Genomic DNA, 17,234 nt, shown 5'->3' with positions numbered 1-17,234 from the left:
TTCGGAAGCGGCGTTTTCCCCGCTACGCCGGTGATCGGGGCTGCCAGGAGGTGGCGCCGTTCATCAGGCCGATCATGCCCGACACCAGGCGCATCTGGTCGACGGTGCGGATGTCGGCTTCGACGAGGCGGGGGGAGCAGACCAGGACGGCGACGGCCTGGGCGCGGGAGAGGGCGACGTTGAGGCGGTTGCGGGAGAGCAGGAAGTCCAGGCCGCGGGGCAGGTCCAGCGCCGAGGACGAGGTCATGGTCGCGATCACGACCGGGGCCTCCTGGCCCTGGAAGCGGTCCACGGTGCCCACCCGGACGCCGGGGAAGCCCGCGTTCTCCAGGGCGCGGGTGACCACGCGGGCCTGGAGGTTGTAGGGGGCGACCACCAGGATGTCCCCGTCGCGGAGCGGGCGGGTCTCGTCGCCGTCGCGCCAGGCCCGGCCGTGCAGGGTGGAGACGATCGCGGCGACCGCGGCGGCTTCCTCCGCCGAGCGCGTGGTGTTGCCGGTGTGGTCGACCTCGGCGAGGTGCAGGCCGGCCGGGATGCCGTCGAGGGAGCGGGCCGCCGTGCTCGGGTGGGCGTGCAGCCTGCCCGCGTAGGACAGGCGGGAGACCGGGGCGCACACGTCGGGGTGCATCCGCCGGGTCTGGTCGAGGAAGAAGCCCAGCTCCCGCGGCACGATGTCGGCGTCGCCGAGCAGGTGGCCCAGGGCGGAGGCCGCCGCCCCGGCCGGGTGGGTGCCCTGCACGACCTGCGGAAGCTGCTGCGGGTCGCCGAGCAGGACGAGGTTGCGGGCGCAGGTGGAGACGGCCAGCGCGTCGGCGAGGGCGAACTGGCCCGCCTCGTCGACGATCAGCACGTCGAAGGGCTCGGCGCGCATGGCCTTGTTGGCGAAGGTCCACGCGGTGCCGCCGACGAGGTGCCCGGTGTCGTGCTCGCGGCGCCAGGCGGCCAGCGCGGAGTTGTCCTTGGGCTGGGCCCAGGGCGCGTCCGGGTCGGGGGCCTTGCGCGGGCGCTTCGCGCACGGCAGGTCAGGGGCGGTGGCCAGGGCGGCGGAGAGCACGTTCTCCACGGCCTTGTGGCTGTTGGAGGTCACCCCGACCGTGCGGCCGGTCTTGACCAGGTGGGCGATCAGCCTGCCCGCCAGGTAGGTCTTCCCGGCGCCGGGCGGGCCCTGGACCGCCAGCGCGGAGCCGTCGAGGGCGTCGACGGTCTCGATCACCGTGCGCACCAGGTCAGGGCCCGGCTCCGGCAGTGCCGCGCCGCCGCGCAGCCGGGGCGGGACGCGGCGCAGCAGGTCGACGCCCGGCAGGGCGGGCAGCGCGGGCAGCGCGTCGACGGCCTGCTGGGCCAGGTCGACCACGGCGTCGTCCTTGGGGGACGGCCGGATCGGCTCGCCGGGCAGGACCGCCTGCGGGTGCTCGCCGGTGGTGTCCTCCGGTTTGCTGCTCTCCTCCACCACGAGGTGGTCGGCGGCGGCCTCGGTCACCCGGGCGTCGCGGCTCGCCGACCCGTAGCGCAGCCGGACCTGGTCGCCGACGGTGAACGGGTGCGGCCGGTCGAGGTCGCAGCGCATCGTCAGCGGGCGCTTGGCCAGGCCGTTGCGCCGCTTCGGCGCGACCCACTCCCCCGCCTCGACGCGCACCGGCACCGCGCAGGTGGTGTCGACCTCCAAGTCGCTCAGGGGCGCCGCCAGCTGGCGGAAGTACTCCCACCAGGCCGGGTTGGTCTCGCGGCGGTAGTAGCCGACGGAGGCGGCCAGCAGCGCGCGGGCGCGCTCGTCCGGGGTGAAGTCCATCGGGTCGTCCGGCAGGTCGGCGATGAGCGGGTCGATCAGGGCGGCCAGCCGCTCGGCCCGCTCGGCGCGCCGCTGGGCCTTCTCCTGCTCCTCGGTGTCGCGCAGCAGGGCGTCCACCTCGGACTGCTCGGGGACCGGGGACGGCTCGATCCCGGCCTCGGCGCGCACCCGGTGCAGGAACTCGAACAGGTGCCGGGTGGAGACGCAGTCGTACTCGTTGTAGTCGGCGATGCCGCGCAGCACCTCCTCGGCGCGCTCGGTCTCGCCGACGCCCGCGAGGGTCAGGTACTCCTCGTAGGCCTCGATGCTCGACGCGGCCGTCTTCACCTCGCCTTCGCGGGCGCTGGGCATGTAGAGCGGTTCGAGGGCCTTGATGGAGTAGGAGCGCTGGGACACCCGCAGCGCCTTGCGCACCACGGCGTAGAGGTCGACGAGGGCGCCGCGGCGCAGCAGGTCGTCCACGGCCTCCTCCCGGGTGCCGTGCAGCGCGGCGAGGCGCTTGATGGCGCTCAGCTCGTAGGGCGCGTAGTGGTAGACGTGCGCGCCGGGGTGTTCCGCCAGCCGGGCGGCGGCGAAGTCGACGAACCGCTCGAAGGCCCGCTTCTCCTCGGCGCGGTTGTGCGCCCAGAACGGGGTGAACCGGCCGTCGGCGACGGCGCCGAACAGGTACTCCAGGCCCGCGCCGCCCTGGGCGTAGGGGTCGCCCTCCATGTCGAAGAAGACGTCGCCCCGGCTGGGCGCGGGGAGGTCGGCCAGCGCGTCCGGGTCGACGATCTCGTAGGCGACCTCACCGGTGGCGTCCTGGCGCACCTGGATGGCGGCCTGCGCGCGCAGGGTGGTGAACGCGGCGGGCGACAGGGTCGCGGGGCGCTCGGCCGGGGTGGCCTCCGCGAGGGCGTCGATCGTGGCCAGGCCCGCGTCGAGGAGCTTGCGGCGCTGGTCGGCGCGCATCCCGGCGACCAGCGCCAGGTCCCGGTCGGCGTCGCGGCCCGCGGCGCAGTGCTCGGCGAAGGAGCACCCCGCGCAGGCCGGGCGCTCCTCGCCCCACAGCCGCTCGGGCAGGCGGGCGGGCCTGCCGACGAGGCGCTCGCGCAGCCGCCGCAGCAGCGGCAGGAAGTCATCGATGCGCAGGGTGGTGCGGCTGCCGTCGCCGAGGAGGAGGTGCATGTTCGGCCCGGCGGGCCAGCCCGCCTGGCGCAGCGCGTCGGCGTAGGCGGCCAGCTGGATCACCGCGCCCGGCCGCGCGCGGCGGGCGAGCTTGGTGTCGTAGACCTCGTAGCGGCCCTCGGCGTCGCGCATGAGGAAGTCGGCGCGGCCGGTGAACCCGTCGTCGTGGAACACCGCCTGGTAGACCACCGGCGCGCTGGACCGCAGTGCCTCGGCGGTCTCGGCGGCGGCGAGGGCCGGGTCGTGGGTGGCGATCTCGATGACCGCGTGCCGCTCGTTCCGCAGCCGCTTGAGGGTGGCCTGCTCGTGCTCCCGGCCGTGCTTGACCGCCAGGCGGTCCGGCCCGGCCCCCGGCCGCGGCGCCCCCGCCAGCCCCGCCGCGTGCGCCTGCGCGAGCACGCTGCGGTGCTCGCATTCCAGCAGATCAGCCAAGTCCGAGGGCGTGTGCATCGCCGCGCAGTCTCGCACCGGGCGCGGCCAGGTCCCGGCAGACACGCCGAGCGGCTGCGCCACGGGCGCGAGCGTCCACAAAGGTCCGCCAGGGCGGCCACGGGACCTCGACCCGTGGTCACGCGGGTCTTGACAGGTTGACAGTCAAGGTCGCGCACCTTGTCCGGCCCCCGGACACCCGCGTACACCGGTTGGGGAGAAGACCCTGCGTACTCACCACAAGGAGGTAACGTGGCCCGACTCCCGATCATGGCGCTGACCCTTGCCCTCGCGGCAGGCAGCGCGATGCTCGTCCCTGCGGAGGCGGTGTCCGGACCGGAGAGCTCGATCAGCGCGCAACCCGCCGCGACCCAGGTCGGCGAGGAGTTGACGAGCGGCGCGGCCGTCGGGTACACCGACGCGCGCCGCCAAGAGTTCCGGCATCCCGGCGCCACATACATCAAGGTGCACTTCGCCGAGCTGCGGCTCGCGCCCGGCGACTACGTCACCGTGGCCGACCCGACCGGGCGGGAGGTGCACACCTACCACGGCAACCCGACCGCGGGCGGCGCCCGTCCCGGCGACAGCGACTTCACCCGCCACGGCGGCCGGGGGTTCGCCGCGATGTCCATCGACGGCGACACCGCGATCGTGACCCTGCACAAGACCGGCAGGGCCTCCGGCCACGGGTACCGCGTCGACAAGTTCTGGCGCGGTTTCAGCGAGTCCGAGGTGCTGGCGCACAACCCGAGCCTGCAGAGCGTGTGCGGAACGGACGCCCGCCGGGACACGGTGTGCTACCAGTCCAGCCACCCCACGGAGTACCAGCGCTCCGGCGCCGTGGCCAAGCTGCTCATCGGCGGCGGCGGCTCCTGCACGGCGTGGCGCGTCGGCAACACCAACCGGGTGCTGACCAACAACCACTGCATCGCGACGCAGTCCGCGGTCGCGAGCTCCGAGGTGCAGTTCCGCTACGAGTGCGCCACCTGCGGCGGCAACAACCCCGGTCCCGGCACCAAGGTCAGCGGCGCGACGATGTACCGGACCAGCACGGGCGGGTCGGGCGCGCTGGACTACACGCTGTTCTCGGTGAACAACTTCACCGCCATCCAGCAGTTCGGCACGCTGTACCTGGAGACCCGGGCGCCGGTGACCGGCGAGCGCATCTACATCCCCGGCCACGGCGACGGCAGGCCCAAGCGGCTGTCGATCTACGAGGACACCCAGGGCGGAGGGCTCTGCACGGTCCGCAGCGCCAACGCCGACACCTACAACATGAGCTACAGCTGCGACACCTCCGGCGGCAACTCCGGCTCCCCGGTGCTCTCGGCGAACCACAAGGTCATCGCCCTGCACCACCTCGGCGGCTGCCCCGGCAACCGCGGCGCGCGGATGAACCTGATCTACAACGAGATCAGGACCCTCATCGACAACGGCAGCGCCACCACGCAGGCCGGGTCCGACGCCCGGTCGGCGCGGGTCCCCGCGTAGTCCAACTCGTGGTGCGACGGAAATGAACCCGGTGGACGCCCGCCCCCCAGACCCGGACAAGGGGCGGGCGTCCACCCACGTCAGCCGGTGAGCGCGCCGCGCGCCCGGTCGCCCAGGTCCCGCACCGCCGGGACGCTCGGCCAGCGGGCGGTGAGGTGGTCGTGGACGGCGCGCAGCTCGGCGCGGACGCGGCCGGAGCCGTGCGCGATCTCCAGCAGCTCGGCCAGCAGCGTCGCGGCGGCGTCGGGCTGGGCGGCGCAGGCGAGGGCGCTGGCCAGGCGGGCCGTGACGAGCGCCCGGTCGTGCGCGGAGTCCGCGGGCACCGCGCCCAGCGACCGCGAGACCTGGTCCACCGCGCGCCCCGCCAGCCCCGGCCTGCCGCGCAGCGCCAGGTCCCGGTAGCAGGTGCCCGCCGTCAGCCTGAGCACCGAGTCGGTCACCCCGACCACCCACGGCTCGTCGTCGGCGTCCGCCTGGCGCAGCAGGTCCTCGGCCTCGGCGAGGCGCTGCTCGCAGAGCCCCCGGTCGGCGGCCAGGGCGTGGCCGCGGGCCTCGGCGAGGCACGCCCACGCCCGCATGCCCGGTCCCACGCCGTCGACGCGCCGGGCGGCGTCGGCGAGGCCGATCGCGCCCGCGGCGTTGCCGACCGACCAGTGCACCGCGCTCTGGCGGGCGAGCAGCCTGCTGGCCAGGGCGGGATCGCGGGCGAGGGTGGCCCAGTGGTGGCCGGAGTTGTACCAGAACAGGGCCGTGGCGTAGTCGGCGCTGTCGAAGCGCGCCCAGCCCGCCAGTTCGGCGAAGGTCGCGGCCAGCGACAGCAGCTCGGTGGCCGCGGCCCCGGTGGCGCCCGCCTGCCACTGCACGATCGTGCGCGTGTGGTGTTCCAGCGGGACGACGAGATCGCGGCCGCCCAGCTCGGTGGCGACCCGGAGGTAGGACACGAAAAGGCGGTGCATCGTCTCCGGGGCGGTGGCGGTCAGCGGCCGCGACGGCAGGCTCGCGGCCACCGTGGGGGGCGGCTCGGTCTGCCGCCGCTCCCGTTCCCGCTCCAGCAGCGGCCACAGGGCCGCCAGTTCGCCATCGGCCCCGAGCAGCCGGTCGGCCCGCTCGGCGAGGTCGGGCGGCGGGCGGCGGTCCCCGCTCTCGATCTTGCTGAGGAAGGTGTGGTCGTAGCCCAGCTCGCGGCCGAGCGCGGCCTGGGTGAAGCCGCGGGTGAGGCGCCAGTGCCGAAGACGCCAGCCGAAGTACGCGCGCACGGAGTCAGACGGTTCCGCTCGGCCGGTCATGGCTGGCCTTCCTCGTCCGGCCCGGCACGCGCGGAACGGACCGCGTCCTCCTCGGGCGTAAGGGCGGGCTGTGCGACGCGGCCCGTTCCGGTCGGGGTGTCCGACGCGATCACCGGGCTGCCCGCCATTGCTGGGGACAGCCGACGATGACCGAACGCTAGCGGCAGGCGCCCGCCGCCCGCATCGGGGGAAACCCTTGCGCCAGTGCCTCGACTCAGCCTTTGCCGTGTATCGGCGTGGCCGGCAAGGCGCCGGGACGTCCTCGTATCGGGCATACGTGGGCGTTCCGGCAACGAAGCCAGGCGCGTCGTGGGCATGTCGAGACATGGCAAAGGCTCTGGGGCGAGGCGCTACCGAGACCGCAGCGTCCTGGCGAGCTGGGTGCGCGAGCGGACGCCGAGCTTGCGGTACACCCGGGTGAGCGTGGCCTCCACGGTCTTGACGCTGAGGTAGAGCCCGTCGGCGATCTCGCGGTTGGTCGCGCCGTCGGCGGCCAGGCGGGCGATGCGCTGCTCGGTGGCGGTCAGGGCGGTGGGCGCGGCACGCTCGTGGCCGTCGACGCGGGCGCGCAGGTGGTCGGCGTGGCCGAGCCACGGCCGGGCGCCCGCCGCGGTGAACAGCCGGGCGGCCTCGTCGACGGACTGCCGCGCGGCGGCGAGCTTGCGGGCGCGCCGCTCGGCGAGGGCGCGGATCAGGTGCGTCGTCCCGGTCTCGATCGGCTGGTCCAGCCCGGTGAACACCGCGGTCGCCTGGTCCAGCATCTCCAGCGCGGCCGTGTGGTCGCCGCGGACGGAGTGCCACGCGGCCTCCGCGCGGTCGAGCTGGGCGGTGACACCGGGGCCGTGCGGGCGGTTCGCCAGCCTCGACCGGGTGTCGTCGATCAGGGCGCGGGCGTCGTCGCGGGCGTCGGCGGCGACGAGCGCGAGGCCGAGGTCGGCGTGCCAGCGCAGGTTCGACGGGTCGTCGATGTCGCGCGGGCCCTCCAGTTCGGGGATGCGGCGCAGCGTGGCGACGGCGTCGGCGGGGTTGCCCGCGCGCAGCTGCGCCTGGCCGAGGGCGTGCAGGTGCCTGCGCAGGAACACGTTGTCCTGTTCCTGTTCCGAGGCGGCCACCCCGCGCTCGGCGTACTCCCGGGCCCGCTCGACGCTGCCGCCCGCGAGTTCGGCCAGGGCGCACGCGTACCAGCCCGGCCCCGGGCTCAGCCGGGCGTGCCCGGTCACCCGCGCCGCGCGGGCGGCGTAGTCCAGTGCGTCGCGGCAGCGGCCCATGCGGACGGTCACCTCGACCAGCGAGCGCAGCACGCTCAGGTGTTCCTCCGCCGTGCCGCGCTCGACGAGCGCGAGCAGGCCGAGCAGTTCGGCGTGCGCCTGCGCCAGCCGGTCGTCGAGCACCGCGAAGCGGGCGAGGACGAACCGCGGGGACAGGTGCAGCCTGCCGTCGAGGTGCGCCGGGGGCAGGGCGAGCGCGGCCTTGAGCGGCTCGGTGTGGTCGGCGCGGCCGGTGAGCCGGTACATCAGCGCGATGACCGCGTAGCCGAGGGCGGCGGTCGCGGCGTCGTCCACGCCCAGCGCGTGCTCGACGGCGCGCTCGGCCTCCTCGGCCGCGGTCTTCGGGTGCGCGGAGATCATCGCCGCCCACGCGCGCCAGAGGTGCAGCACGGCCAGCGCCGCGGCGTCGTCACCGGCGTCCACGGCGGCGGCGGCGAAGGTCTCGGGGATGTCGCTGAGCCGCTGGCCCTCCAGGTGCGCCAGCGCCATCCGCACCCGCACCCGGTCCAGCGGGCGGGAGTCGGCGACCAGCACGCCCGCCGCGGCGCGGCGGGTCAGCTCGGCCAGCCCCGCGCCCGCGCCCGCCTCGGCGGCCGAGACCAGCCACCGCTGCCTGCTCGCGGCGTGGGCGGCCGGGGTGCGCTCGGCGGCGAGCAGGAACAGCTCGGCGGCCAGGTCCTTGGCACCGCGGCGCGAGGCGCCCTCCGCGGCGGTGACGAGGGTGCGCGCGACGCGCGCGTGCGGGTTGGCCGAGGCCAGGGCGAGGTGCCGCTCGCGCTGGTCGGGGAAGTCCACGGCGTCGGCGAGCACGCGGTGGGCCAGCGCCCGGTGGTCGGCGTCGGCGAGGTCGGCGACGACGGTGGCGGCGGCGGGCGGGGTGAACCGGACGGTCTCGGCGTCGATGACCACCAGCCCGGCCGAGACCGCCTCGGCCAGGTCCCTGGCGGCGTCGCCGCGTCCGGCGCGCAGCAGCAGCCGCGTCGTGGGCCCGCTGGCGAGCGCGCACAGCAGCAGGGTTTCCCTGGCCCGCGCCGAGAGGGTGGCCAGGCCCTCGTGCACGTGGGCGGGCACTGCGGTCGCGCTGGGACCCTCGACGGCGAGGGTGAGCACCAGCGCGGGGTTGCCCGCCGCGTCGGCGTGCAGCGCCTGCGCGTCCCGGGCGGAGAACCCGTGGCCCGCGAGCAGTTCGGCGACGTCGGCGGCCCGCAGCGGGGGCACCGACAGCCGCAGCGGCGGGTGCGGCACCAGCAGCGCGGCCTTGCCCGGCTCGTCGAGGCGGCCCGCGACCACCACCGCGACCGTGGCGCCGAGGGCCCGCACCGCGTGGGCGTGCGCCTCCGCCGACAGCGCGTCGATCCACTGGACGTCGTCCAGGAGCACCAGCGGCTCCATCGCGATCAGCACCGCCCGCCACGCCGCCCTGAGGTCGGCGGGGTCACCGCCGCGGCGGGCGACGGTCGCGCGCTGCGCGTCCGGCAGGCAGGCCAGCACCTCCGGCGGCACCTGGTCGAACAGGTCGGCGAGCACGCCGCCCTCGATCCACCGGTCGGCCTCGGCGCCCGCGGCCCGCAGCAGCGGCCCCGGGTGCCTGGCGGCGAGCAGGTCCAGCACGGTGGTCTTGCCGATCCCGCCGGGACCGGTCAGCACCACACCGCCGCCCTCGGCCAAGTGCGTCCGCACGGCCGCGGCCAGCTCCGCGCGCCCGACAATCCACCGGCCCGCCGCCCTCACCTCGCCCGTTCCGCCGCCACACCGGCCCCGAACCCTACGACGCCCCAGGGGTGCGGCCAAGGGCCGAGCGGCTGGAAGGTGGGAACGCTGGGAAAAGCGGGATGGTGCCCGACGGGCGTCGGGCACCATCCGGACGAGCACGGGCACCGCTGGTGGTGCGCTGGACTGGTTCTACTGGGCTGGTCTTACTGGGCTGGTTCTATTGGGGAACCGGGTATTCGGTGATGTAGACCGGGGCGCCGACGTTGGTGGAGTCGGACGCGCCGCCGACGCCGTTGACGACGTGGTCGATCGTCCCGGCGCTGAGGTTGACGGTCATGATGTGGCGCAGCCTGATCCCCGGGCGCTCGGGCACCTCGAACCCGTTCTCGGTGTGGATGTCCGGGTTGTTCTGGTTGAACACGTAGACGCCGCCGCCGTGCAGGGTGTGGGTCCGCACGTGGTCGCCGACCTTGTAGCCCGCCCAGCCCTCGACGTCGCCGTTCATCCAGTCGGCCTGCGTCGGCGGGTCGTAGGGCAGCTCGTTCTGGTAGAGGACCGTGGTGCCGTTCTCGCCGTTCCAGATGGTGTTGTACTCCTGGAAGTGCTCGACGAACAGGCCGGTCGCGGTCACGTTGTCGCCGTTGACGACGACGCCGTTGCGCCCGGTGTTGGTGTTCCAGCGCTCGGTGTCGGTGAAGCCCTCGACGCCGTGGTCGCCGCGCCACACCCAGGTGTGGTCGATGAGCACGTTGTCGCTGTTGACTTCCAGCGCGGTGTCGGCCTTGCCGACGTGCGGCCCGCCGACGCGGAAGTAGACGTCCGAGAGCGTGGTCGGGTCGCGCGGGTCGCTGGGGCGCTTGCCGTTGGGCTTGCCGACCCGCAGCAGGACCGGCGACAGCTCGAGACCGGCGTCGATGCTGACGCCCGCGATGACCACGCCGGGCACGTCGGCGACGTCGAGCGGGACGGCGCCGTCGACCGCGGTCAGGGTGGCGTGCCCGAGGCCCAGGACCACGGTTCCCGCGCGCTTGACCTCGATGCTGCGCGCGATGTCGTACACGCCGGGGGTGAGCAGCAGGTTCCGGCCCCTGGCGAGCTGGGTGTTGATCTCGCGCACCGAGCTGGCCGGGGTGGCGACGAAGAAGTCCGACAGCGCGACGGTGCGGCCGGGGGTCATGCCGTCGGCCCAGGTGACGCCGCTGGTGTTGCGCGCCGCGGACGGCACGCGCACGGCGTAGCGGTCGCCGTCGAGGAACAGGTACGGCTTCTCCCGGCTCAGCGGGGTGCGCGCCAGGGTGGTGTAGGGCGGGTCCGGGAAGGTCGCGTCGTCCGGGGCGCCGACCACGCCGGAGAAGACCTGGTTCCACACCGCGTTGGACCAGCTCGACACTTCGCTGTCGCGGGTGAGCCACTGCTGCTGCGACCCGTTGGTCACCGAGGGCAGGCGGGAGTCGGCGATGAACCCGCCGCTGGCGTACTGCGGACCGGCGGTGCAGTAGTCCATCAGCGACACGGTGCCGCCGGTGACGTTGAGGCGCCGCATCGAGACGGCCTGGGACACGGCCCAGAAGTTCGCCGCGCCCCGGCAGCCGTCCTGGCCCTTGGCGTCGATGTTGATCGTCAGGTTGGCCAGGGTGCGCCAGAAGTTCACCAGGGCCAGGCAGTTGGCGGTGCCGCCCTCGGTCAGGCAGCGGTTGTAGACCTCGACCTTGCCGTTGATGACGACGTCGGTGGGCGAGGCACCCAGGCCCGCGATCTCGGTGTAGTAGCCGACCTTGATCTGCAGCGGCTCCTCGGCGGTGCCGTAGCGCCCCGGCTTGAACAGGTAGGAGTGGCGCGCGGTGCCCATCTCGTCGTCGACCCGGGCGGCGTGGGCCGCGTCGAGGGTCGCCTGGATCTCGGCGACCGGCATGCCCGGGTCGAAGACCGTGACGTTCGCTCCGAGGTCCACCTCGCCGGGCGCGTCCTGGTCAGCCGCGACCGGCGTGGCCACCGCGGCGGCGGCCACGACCGCGAGACCGAGTCCGTAAATCCTTCTCCGACGCGTGTAACCGCTCTCACGGCGGGCGTGTTGGGGTGCGATCTTCATCGACCTGCTTTCTGCCAACGGGTGACAAACGTGAGTGGGTGTTTTGTACTCCACCAGTCGTCCCAGCACCACCCCCCATTCGCTCGCACCAGGACTGACCAGGTAATACCCGTGATCGACCCGGCGGGCTGGTGGATACTGGGCGCCATGCGGCGGGGTCGGGCACTGGCAGCGGCGGCACTGATGGTGCTCGCCTCGGCATGTGGGAGCGCGCGGGACGACGCGCTGGCGTTCACCAGGGTCGACCTGCCACCGGGCGCGACACCGACCGCGGTGGGCGGCGACGGCGGCGGGCTGCTGGTCGGGGTGCGCTGGGCGGACCGGGCCGTGCTCCCCGGGCTGATCCGGCTCGCCGCGGACGGCGGGCTCGCGGAGATCCCGCTGACGCCCGCCACCCCGTACGGGCGGATCGCCAGGTGGACCTCGGTGGCCGGGGACGGCGAGCGCGTCCTCGCCGTGGGCGGGGAACGCGGTGGCGCGCACGGCAACGTCCGGTGGAGCGTGTGGACCGGCTCCGGGACGGGCGTGTCCGAGCACCGGCAGGGGTTCAGCGTCTTCGGCGGCTACGGCGCGGGCGACCTGATCGGCGGGGTGCTGACCCCGGCGGGCCCGGTCGTGGTCGGCGCCTGGGAGAGCGCCCGCGCCGCGCTGGACGTGGCGGTGTGGACGATGGACGCCGCCAACCTGGCGACCCGGCGGTCCTCGGCGGGGACGGCGCTGGAGAGCAGCCGGGAGCAGATCGGCTTCCCGATGACGGCGGCGGCGTTCGGCGGGGGCGTGCTCATCGCTGGGTGGCAGGTGCAGTCCGGGGACGGGCCCAGCGGCCAGGCCCCGGTCGTCTGGCGGTCGGCGGCGGGTGCGGCCGACTGGACCAAGACGGTCCTCCCCCACAGCGGGACGGACGCCACCGCCGACGGGGTGAGCTGCTGGGATTCCACCTGCGCGGTCACCGGCCAGGTGGACGGCACGCTCGCCGTCTGGCAGCTCGCGGGCGGGCAGTGGACCCCCGTCGGCGGGGTGCCGCCCGTCCCGGTCGACGACCGGCAGCGGGTGGCCGCGCCGCTGCGCGTCGACGGCGGCCTGGCCGTCGCCGTCGCCGTCGCCGAGGAAGGCCGCGTCCGGCTGCTGCTGTGGCGCGAGGGCGCGTGGACGGCGCGCGAGGTGACCGGGCCCGAGGGAGCGCCCACCGCGATCACGAGCGCGGGCGGGGATGTGTACCTGCTCAGCGGGCCCGGTGAGGGCACCCTCTGGCGCGCACCCTCACCGTCCCTGCGTTGAAAGTCCCCGCGCTGAAAGTCCCCGCGCTGAAAGTCCCTGCGCTGAAAAGTGCCGACGGCCTTGAGTGGATGCGCGCCAAGCCGCCGCGAACCGTCTGAAACCCTGATGGTGCACCGAGTCCCGACGGGACGTTCACCGTCGGGACTCGGTGGATTGGGTTCAGGGATGGGGTTTCACATATCGGACTTCAGGGCGGACAGGTCAGAATTCGAAGACGGCTCCCGTTTCGCTCTCCATCACGCAGCGGTTGGGGAATTCCTGGGTGTACCGCACCGGTTCGCCTCGCCACGTGCCGAAAGCGGCCACGGTGACCGGGTCGTAGATGAAGGTGCACACCTGCTGGTCGGACTCGCCGGACAGCCGGGCGAAGTCGCCATCGGCGGCGGCGATCTGGGCGCACGCCTGGTTCGCGCGGTCGTGCTCGCCCTCGGCCGGTGAGCAGCCCAACCGGGCCGTCTCCACGGTTCCGCCCTGGTAGACGGCCAAGACCAGCTCGGTCTCCCCGGGTTCCGCCGAAGCGGTGCCCAACCCGATGAACGGGACGGCGAGCAGGCTCATAGCGAACAAGGACGCTGACAGTTTCCGTGTTCGGTCCATGCGTAAGAGCTGCCACTCCTGGCACTGGATAACCCTCTCGGCGAGATGATCACTCGAATGTCGGAACGGAGATCACGCCGACCCGGGGAGGCCGCGGTCGACTACGTTGGTCCACATGCGATTCGGCGTGCTGGGACCGCTGACGGTCCGGACCAGTGCGGGCAAGACCGTCACGGTGCCTGGTCTGAAGGTCAGGGCCCTGCTGGCCGACCTCGTCGTGCACGAGGGCCGCCCGGTCTCCACCGACCGCCTGGTCGAGGACCTCTGGGGCGCCGACCTCCCGGCCAACCCCGCGGGCGCGCTCCAGGTGCGGGTGTCGCAACTGCGCAAGGCGCTGGAGGACGCCGAGCCGGGCGGCCGCGACCTGGTGGTGTCCTCCCCCGCGGGCTACCTGCTGCGGGTCGACGCCGAGGCGGTCGACGCCTGGCGCTTCGCCGCGCTCGCCGCCCGCGCCGAGCAGGCCGCCGACCCGCGCGCCAGGACCGGACTGCTGGCCGACGCGCTGGCGCTGTGGCGCGGGCCCGCCCTCGCCGACTTCGCCGACGACGAGTTCGCCAGGACCGCGATCACCAGGCTGGACGAACAGCGCCTGGCCGTCCACGAACTGCACGCCGAGGCCCGGCTGGACCTCGGCGAGCACAGCCTGCTCGCGGGTGAGCTCGGCGACCTGGTCGCTCAGTACCCGCTGCGCGAGCGGCTGCGGGCCATCCACATCCGGACGCTGTACCGGGCGGGCAGGCAGAGCGAGGCGCTGGACAGCTACGCCGACCTGCGCGCCCGGCTGGCCGAGGAGATGGGCCTGGAACCCGGCCCCGAGCTGGTGGCCCTGCAGCAGGCCATCCTCGAACAGGGCGCCGCCTTGGACCCCGGGCGGCGAACCGCGGCCGTCGCCGAGCGGCCGCGCACCAACCTGCCCGCCGCGCTCAGCGAGCTGATCGGCCGCGATGGGGCGGTGGCCGAGCTGCGGTCGCTGATGAACACCGCCCGCCTGGTGACGCTCACCGGCCCCGGCGGGGTGGGGAAGACCCGCCTGGCCCTGGAGACCGCGGCGCGGCTGGTGCCCGAGGCGCCCGACGGCGTGTGGCTGGTCGAGCTCGCCGCGATCGGCCGGGACGCGGGGCACGACGTCGCCGACGAGGTGCTGGCCGTGCTGGAGGTCCGCGGCGGCGACCCGGCCCCCGCGCCCGACAAGCTGGCGGCCGTGCTGTCCACCCGGCAGGCCGTGCTGGTGCTGGACAACTGCGAGCACCTGGTCGAGCCGGTCGCGGCGCTGGCCGAGAAGCTGCTGCGCGCCGCGCCGGGCCTGCGGGTCCTGGCCACCAGCCGCGAGCCGCTGGACATCCCGGGCGAGGTGGTGTGGCACGTGGCCCCGCTGGACGTGCCCGACCCCACGGACAGCACCGACCCGCTGCGCTACGGCGCGGTCCAGCTGTTCGTCGCCAGGGCCACCGCGGCGGCCCGCCACTTCACCCTCAACCCCGGCAACCGCGACGCCGTGGTCCAGCTGTGCGCCCGGCTCGACGGGATACCCCTGGCACTGGAACTCGCCGCCACCCGCGTGCGGGCGCTCGGCGTGCACGGACTGGTGAACCGGCTCGACGACCGGTTCCGGCTGCTGACCGCGGGCCACCGGGGCGCGCCCGCCCGGCAGCAGACGCTGGCCGCGGTGATCGACTGGAGCTGGCAGCTGCTCGGCGGGCCCGAGCAGGCCGTGCTGCGCAGGCTGGCCGTGCACAGCGGCGGGTGCTCCCTGGAGGCCGCCGAGGCCACCTGCGCGGGCGCTGACGTCCCCGCCGACGACCTGGTGGACCTGCTCGCCCGCCTGGTCGACCGGTCGCTGGTGGTGATGGCCGACCACGCGGACGGCCCGCGCTTCCGGCTGCTGGAATCCGTCGCGGCCTACTGCCACGACCGCCTGCGCGAGACCGGTGAACTTGAGGACGTGCTCGCCCGGCACGGCGAGCACTACACCGACCTCGCCGCCCGCGCCGAGCCGCTCCTGCGCGGCGACGCCCAGCAGCAGTGGCTGCGGCGGCTGGACGCCGAGTCCGCCAACCTGCACGCCACCCTCGCCCGCGCGCTCTCCGGCGGCGCGGCGGACCGCGCGCTGCGCCTGGTGAACGCGCTGACCTGGTACTGGTTCCTGCGCGGCAGGCTGGGCGAGGCCCGCCGGTCGCTGACCGCGGCACTGGCCGCCGACGCTGCCGATGCTGCCGACGCCAGTGGTGCTGCTGGTGCTGGTCGCGCTGGTGTCGGTGGTGCTGGTCGCGCTGGTGTCGGTGGCGCTGATGGTGCTGGTGTCGGTGGCGCTGGTGATGCTGGTGGTGGCGCTGATGCCCGCGCCCGCGCCGTCGCCTGGCAGGCGGCGATCGCGCTGCTGCAGGGCGACTCCGCGGGCTGGGCGGCGCGCAGGCAGGCCGCGCTGGACGGGTGCGACGCCATCGCCGACGCGAGCGCGGCGGCCAGGGCGAAGTGGCTCCTGGTCTACGCCGAGACCGACCTCGGCGACGTGGAGGTCGCCGAGCGGCAGGTCAGCGGGCTGCTGGACACCTTCGAGCGCATCGGCGACCGGTGGGGGACGGCCGCGGCGCTGACCACCAGGGCGAAGCTGGCCCACATCAGGGCCGACACCGCGGCGCTGGAGCGCGACGGCACGCGCGCCGCCGCGCTGTTCCAGGCGCTCGGCGACCGGTGGGGAGTGCTGCAGGCGACCGAGTGGCTCGCCGGGCACGCCGAGATGACCGGTGACCACGAGCGCGCCACCCGGCTGCACCGCGACGGGCTGCGGCTGGCCGAGGAGCTTGAGCTGTGGCCGGAGGTCGCCGGGCGCCTGAGCTGGCTCGGCTGGATCGCCCTCCAGCTGGGCGACTACCCGCGGGCGTGGGAGCTGTGCGAGCAGGCGATGCGCCTGGCCGTCGAGCAGGACTCCCAGGCCAACCAGGTCTTCGCCGAGATGGTGCTGGGCTTCGCCGCCCGGCGGGCCGGGAAGCTCGACCTCGCCGTGACCCACCTGGGCAACCTGGTCGAGTCGGCCAGGCGCCAAGGCGAGGACTCCACCGCGCTGTACCTGCCGATGGTGCTGGTCGAGCTGGGGTTCGCCGCCGAGCTGCGCGGGGACGCCGGGACGGCCCTCGACCTGCACCTTGAGGCCTTCGACCTCGCGCAGCGCTGGGGCGACACCCGGGACGGCGCCTTCGCCGCCGAGGGCGTCGCCGCCGCGCTGGCCGTGGCCGGGCGGCACGCCGAGGCCGCCGGGATGCTCGGCGCGGCGGCGGCGTGGCGCACGGCGAGTGGCCTGCCGCAGGCGCCCGGCGAGCGCGACGAGGTCGAGCGGGTCACCGCGCTGGTGCGGGCGGGCCTGGCCGGGGAGCGCTTCACCGCCGAGTTCGACCACGGCGGTGAAGCGGGCGCCGTCAGCCTGCGGGCTGCTCTGTCACCGGGCGGTAGCACAGGATGATCACCCCGGAGGCGAGCTGGGTGGTCTCGGCGAGTTCCAGGGGCACCTTGCTGCCGTCGCGGAACAGCAGGCTGTCGGACTGCCCGTGCCCGGCGAGGATGGGGTGCAGCCAGACGCGGACCTCGTCGAGCAGGCCGTTGCGCAGCAGCTCGTGCGCGAGCGGGCCGTAGCCGTACATCAGGATGTCCTGGCCGGGCCGCTCCTTGAGCTTGGCCACCTCGGCGACGACGTCGCCCCTGATGATCGTCGTGTCGCCCCAGTCGGCCTTCTCCAGGGTGGAGGAGACCACGTAGTGCGGCAGGCTGTTCATCCGGACGCCGAACTCGCCGGTCTCCGCCTCCATGTGCGGCCACGCCTCGGCGAACCCCTCATAGGTCTGCCGTCCCATCAGCAGCGCGTCGCTGGCGAAGAGCTGGTTCTTGGCGAACTCGCCCGCGCCGTCGTCGAAGTACTGGAAGTGCCACTCCTCCATGTGGTCGACCACACCGTCGAGCGACATGTTGACCGAAGCGATGACTTTCCGCATTGGGGATCTCCTCCGTGCTCTCTCGTTGACATCCCCAATGCTGCCGGGAGCGCCTTACGATCCCCTTCAGCTCCACTTCAGCTCGGCGTCGCGCACCAAAAGCCCGCACGACCGGGTCGCCTGCCCGGTCGTGCGCTCCCCAGG

General features: G+C 74.4%; 9 protein-coding genes. 3 read left to right on the top strand and 6 right to left on the bottom strand.

Annotated features, from left to right (window positions below; translation table 11 throughout):
* Positions 1-22: 22 nt before the first annotated feature.
* The gene (locus ACTG9Q_RS23780) at positions 23-3,406 is read right to left on the bottom strand and encodes a TM0106 family RecB-like putative nuclease (protein ID WP_455575092.1); all 3,384 of its coding nucleotides are present in this window, start codon (positions 3,404-3,406) and stop codon (positions 23-25) included.
* A gap of 231 nt (positions 3,407-3,637) precedes the next feature.
* On the opposite strand from ACTG9Q_RS23780, the gene ACTG9Q_RS23775 reads away from it, so the two are divergent.
* Entirely contained in the window at positions 3,638-4,876 is a 1,239-nt protein-coding gene (locus tag ACTG9Q_RS23775; protein WP_455575091.1) for a trypsin-like serine peptidase, read from the top strand.
* An 80-nt stretch (positions 4,877-4,956) separates the two neighbouring features.
* On the opposite strand, the gene ACTG9Q_RS23770 is transcribed toward ACTG9Q_RS23775, so the two are convergent.
* The 3 genes from ACTG9Q_RS23770 to ACTG9Q_RS23760 form a co-directional block, all read right to left on the bottom strand.
* On the bottom strand, positions 4,957-6,162 hold the full coding sequence (locus ACTG9Q_RS23770; RefSeq protein ID WP_455575090.1) for a helix-turn-helix domain-containing protein: 1,206 nt from the start codon (positions 6,160-6,162) through the stop codon (positions 4,957-4,959).
* A gap of 350 nt (positions 6,163-6,512) precedes the next feature.
* Positions 6,513-9,161 (bottom strand): LuxR C-terminal-related transcriptional regulator, encoded by a 2,649-nt coding sequence (locus tag ACTG9Q_RS23765; protein ID WP_455575089.1) that lies wholly within the window; start codon positions 9,159-9,161, stop codon positions 6,513-6,515.
* A gap of 199 nt (positions 9,162-9,360) precedes the next feature.
* On the bottom strand, positions 9,361-11,151 hold the full coding sequence (locus ACTG9Q_RS23760) for a hypothetical protein (RefSeq protein ID WP_455575088.1): 1,791 nt from the start codon (positions 11,149-11,151) through the stop codon (positions 9,361-9,363).
* 192 nt (positions 11,152-11,343) lie between these two features.
* On the opposite strand from ACTG9Q_RS23760, the gene ACTG9Q_RS23755 reads away from it, so the two are divergent.
* Entirely contained in the window at positions 11,344-12,510 is a 1,167-nt protein-coding gene (locus ACTG9Q_RS23755) for a hypothetical protein (RefSeq protein WP_455575087.1), read from the top strand.
* Positions 12,511-12,711: 201 nt separating this feature from the next.
* Here ACTG9Q_RS23755 and ACTG9Q_RS23750 read toward each other — a convergent pair whose 3' ends face one another.
* A complete protein-coding gene (locus tag ACTG9Q_RS23750) occupies positions 12,712-13,068 on the bottom strand; it encodes an SSI family serine proteinase inhibitor (RefSeq protein ID WP_455575086.1) in 357 nt (118 codons plus the stop codon).
* 154 nt (positions 13,069-13,222) lie between these two features.
* Between ACTG9Q_RS23750 and ACTG9Q_RS23745 the strand changes: the two genes are divergently transcribed.
* Positions 13,223-16,564 (top strand): BTAD domain-containing putative transcriptional regulator, encoded by a 3,342-nt coding sequence (locus ACTG9Q_RS23745; protein ID WP_455575085.1) that lies wholly within the window; start codon positions 13,223-13,225, stop codon positions 16,562-16,564.
* Here ACTG9Q_RS23745 and ACTG9Q_RS23740 read toward each other — a convergent pair.
* Positions 16,521-17,090, bottom strand: coding sequence for a dihydrofolate reductase family protein (locus ACTG9Q_RS23740; RefSeq protein WP_455575084.1), 570 nt, complete (start codon positions 17,088-17,090; stop codon positions 16,521-16,523). The two genes, ACTG9Q_RS23745 and ACTG9Q_RS23740, sit on opposite strands and share 44 nt — an antisense overlap.
* Positions 17,091-17,234: the final 144 nt, after the last annotated feature.

Source organism: Actinokineospora lacus (genome assembly GCF_053813445.1).
The sequence above is the reverse complement of the archived record's forward strand: the minus strand, read 5'-3'. Positions and strand labels throughout refer to the sequence as shown.

Excerpts from the sequence above, each read along its gene's own strand:
- ACTG9Q_RS23780 (WP_455575092.1), bottom strand. The coding sequence starts at position 3,406 with ATGCACACGCCCTCGGACTTGGCTGATCTGCTGGAATGCGAGCACCGC.
- ACTG9Q_RS23770 (WP_455575090.1), bottom strand. The coding sequence starts at position 6,162 with ATGACCGGCCGAGCGGAACCGTCTGACTCCGTGCGCGCGTACTTCGGC.
- ACTG9Q_RS23750 (WP_455575086.1), bottom strand. The coding sequence starts at position 13,068 with ATGAGCCTGCTCGCCGTCCCGTTCATCGGGTTGGGCACCGCTTCGGCG.
- ACTG9Q_RS23745 (WP_455575085.1), top strand. The coding sequence starts at position 13,223 with ATGCGATTCGGCGTGCTGGGACCGCTGACGGTCCGGACCAGTGCGGGC.
- ACTG9Q_RS23740 (WP_455575084.1), bottom strand. The coding sequence starts at position 17,090 with ATGCGGAAAGTCATCGCTTCGGTCAACATGTCGCTCGACGGTGTGGTC.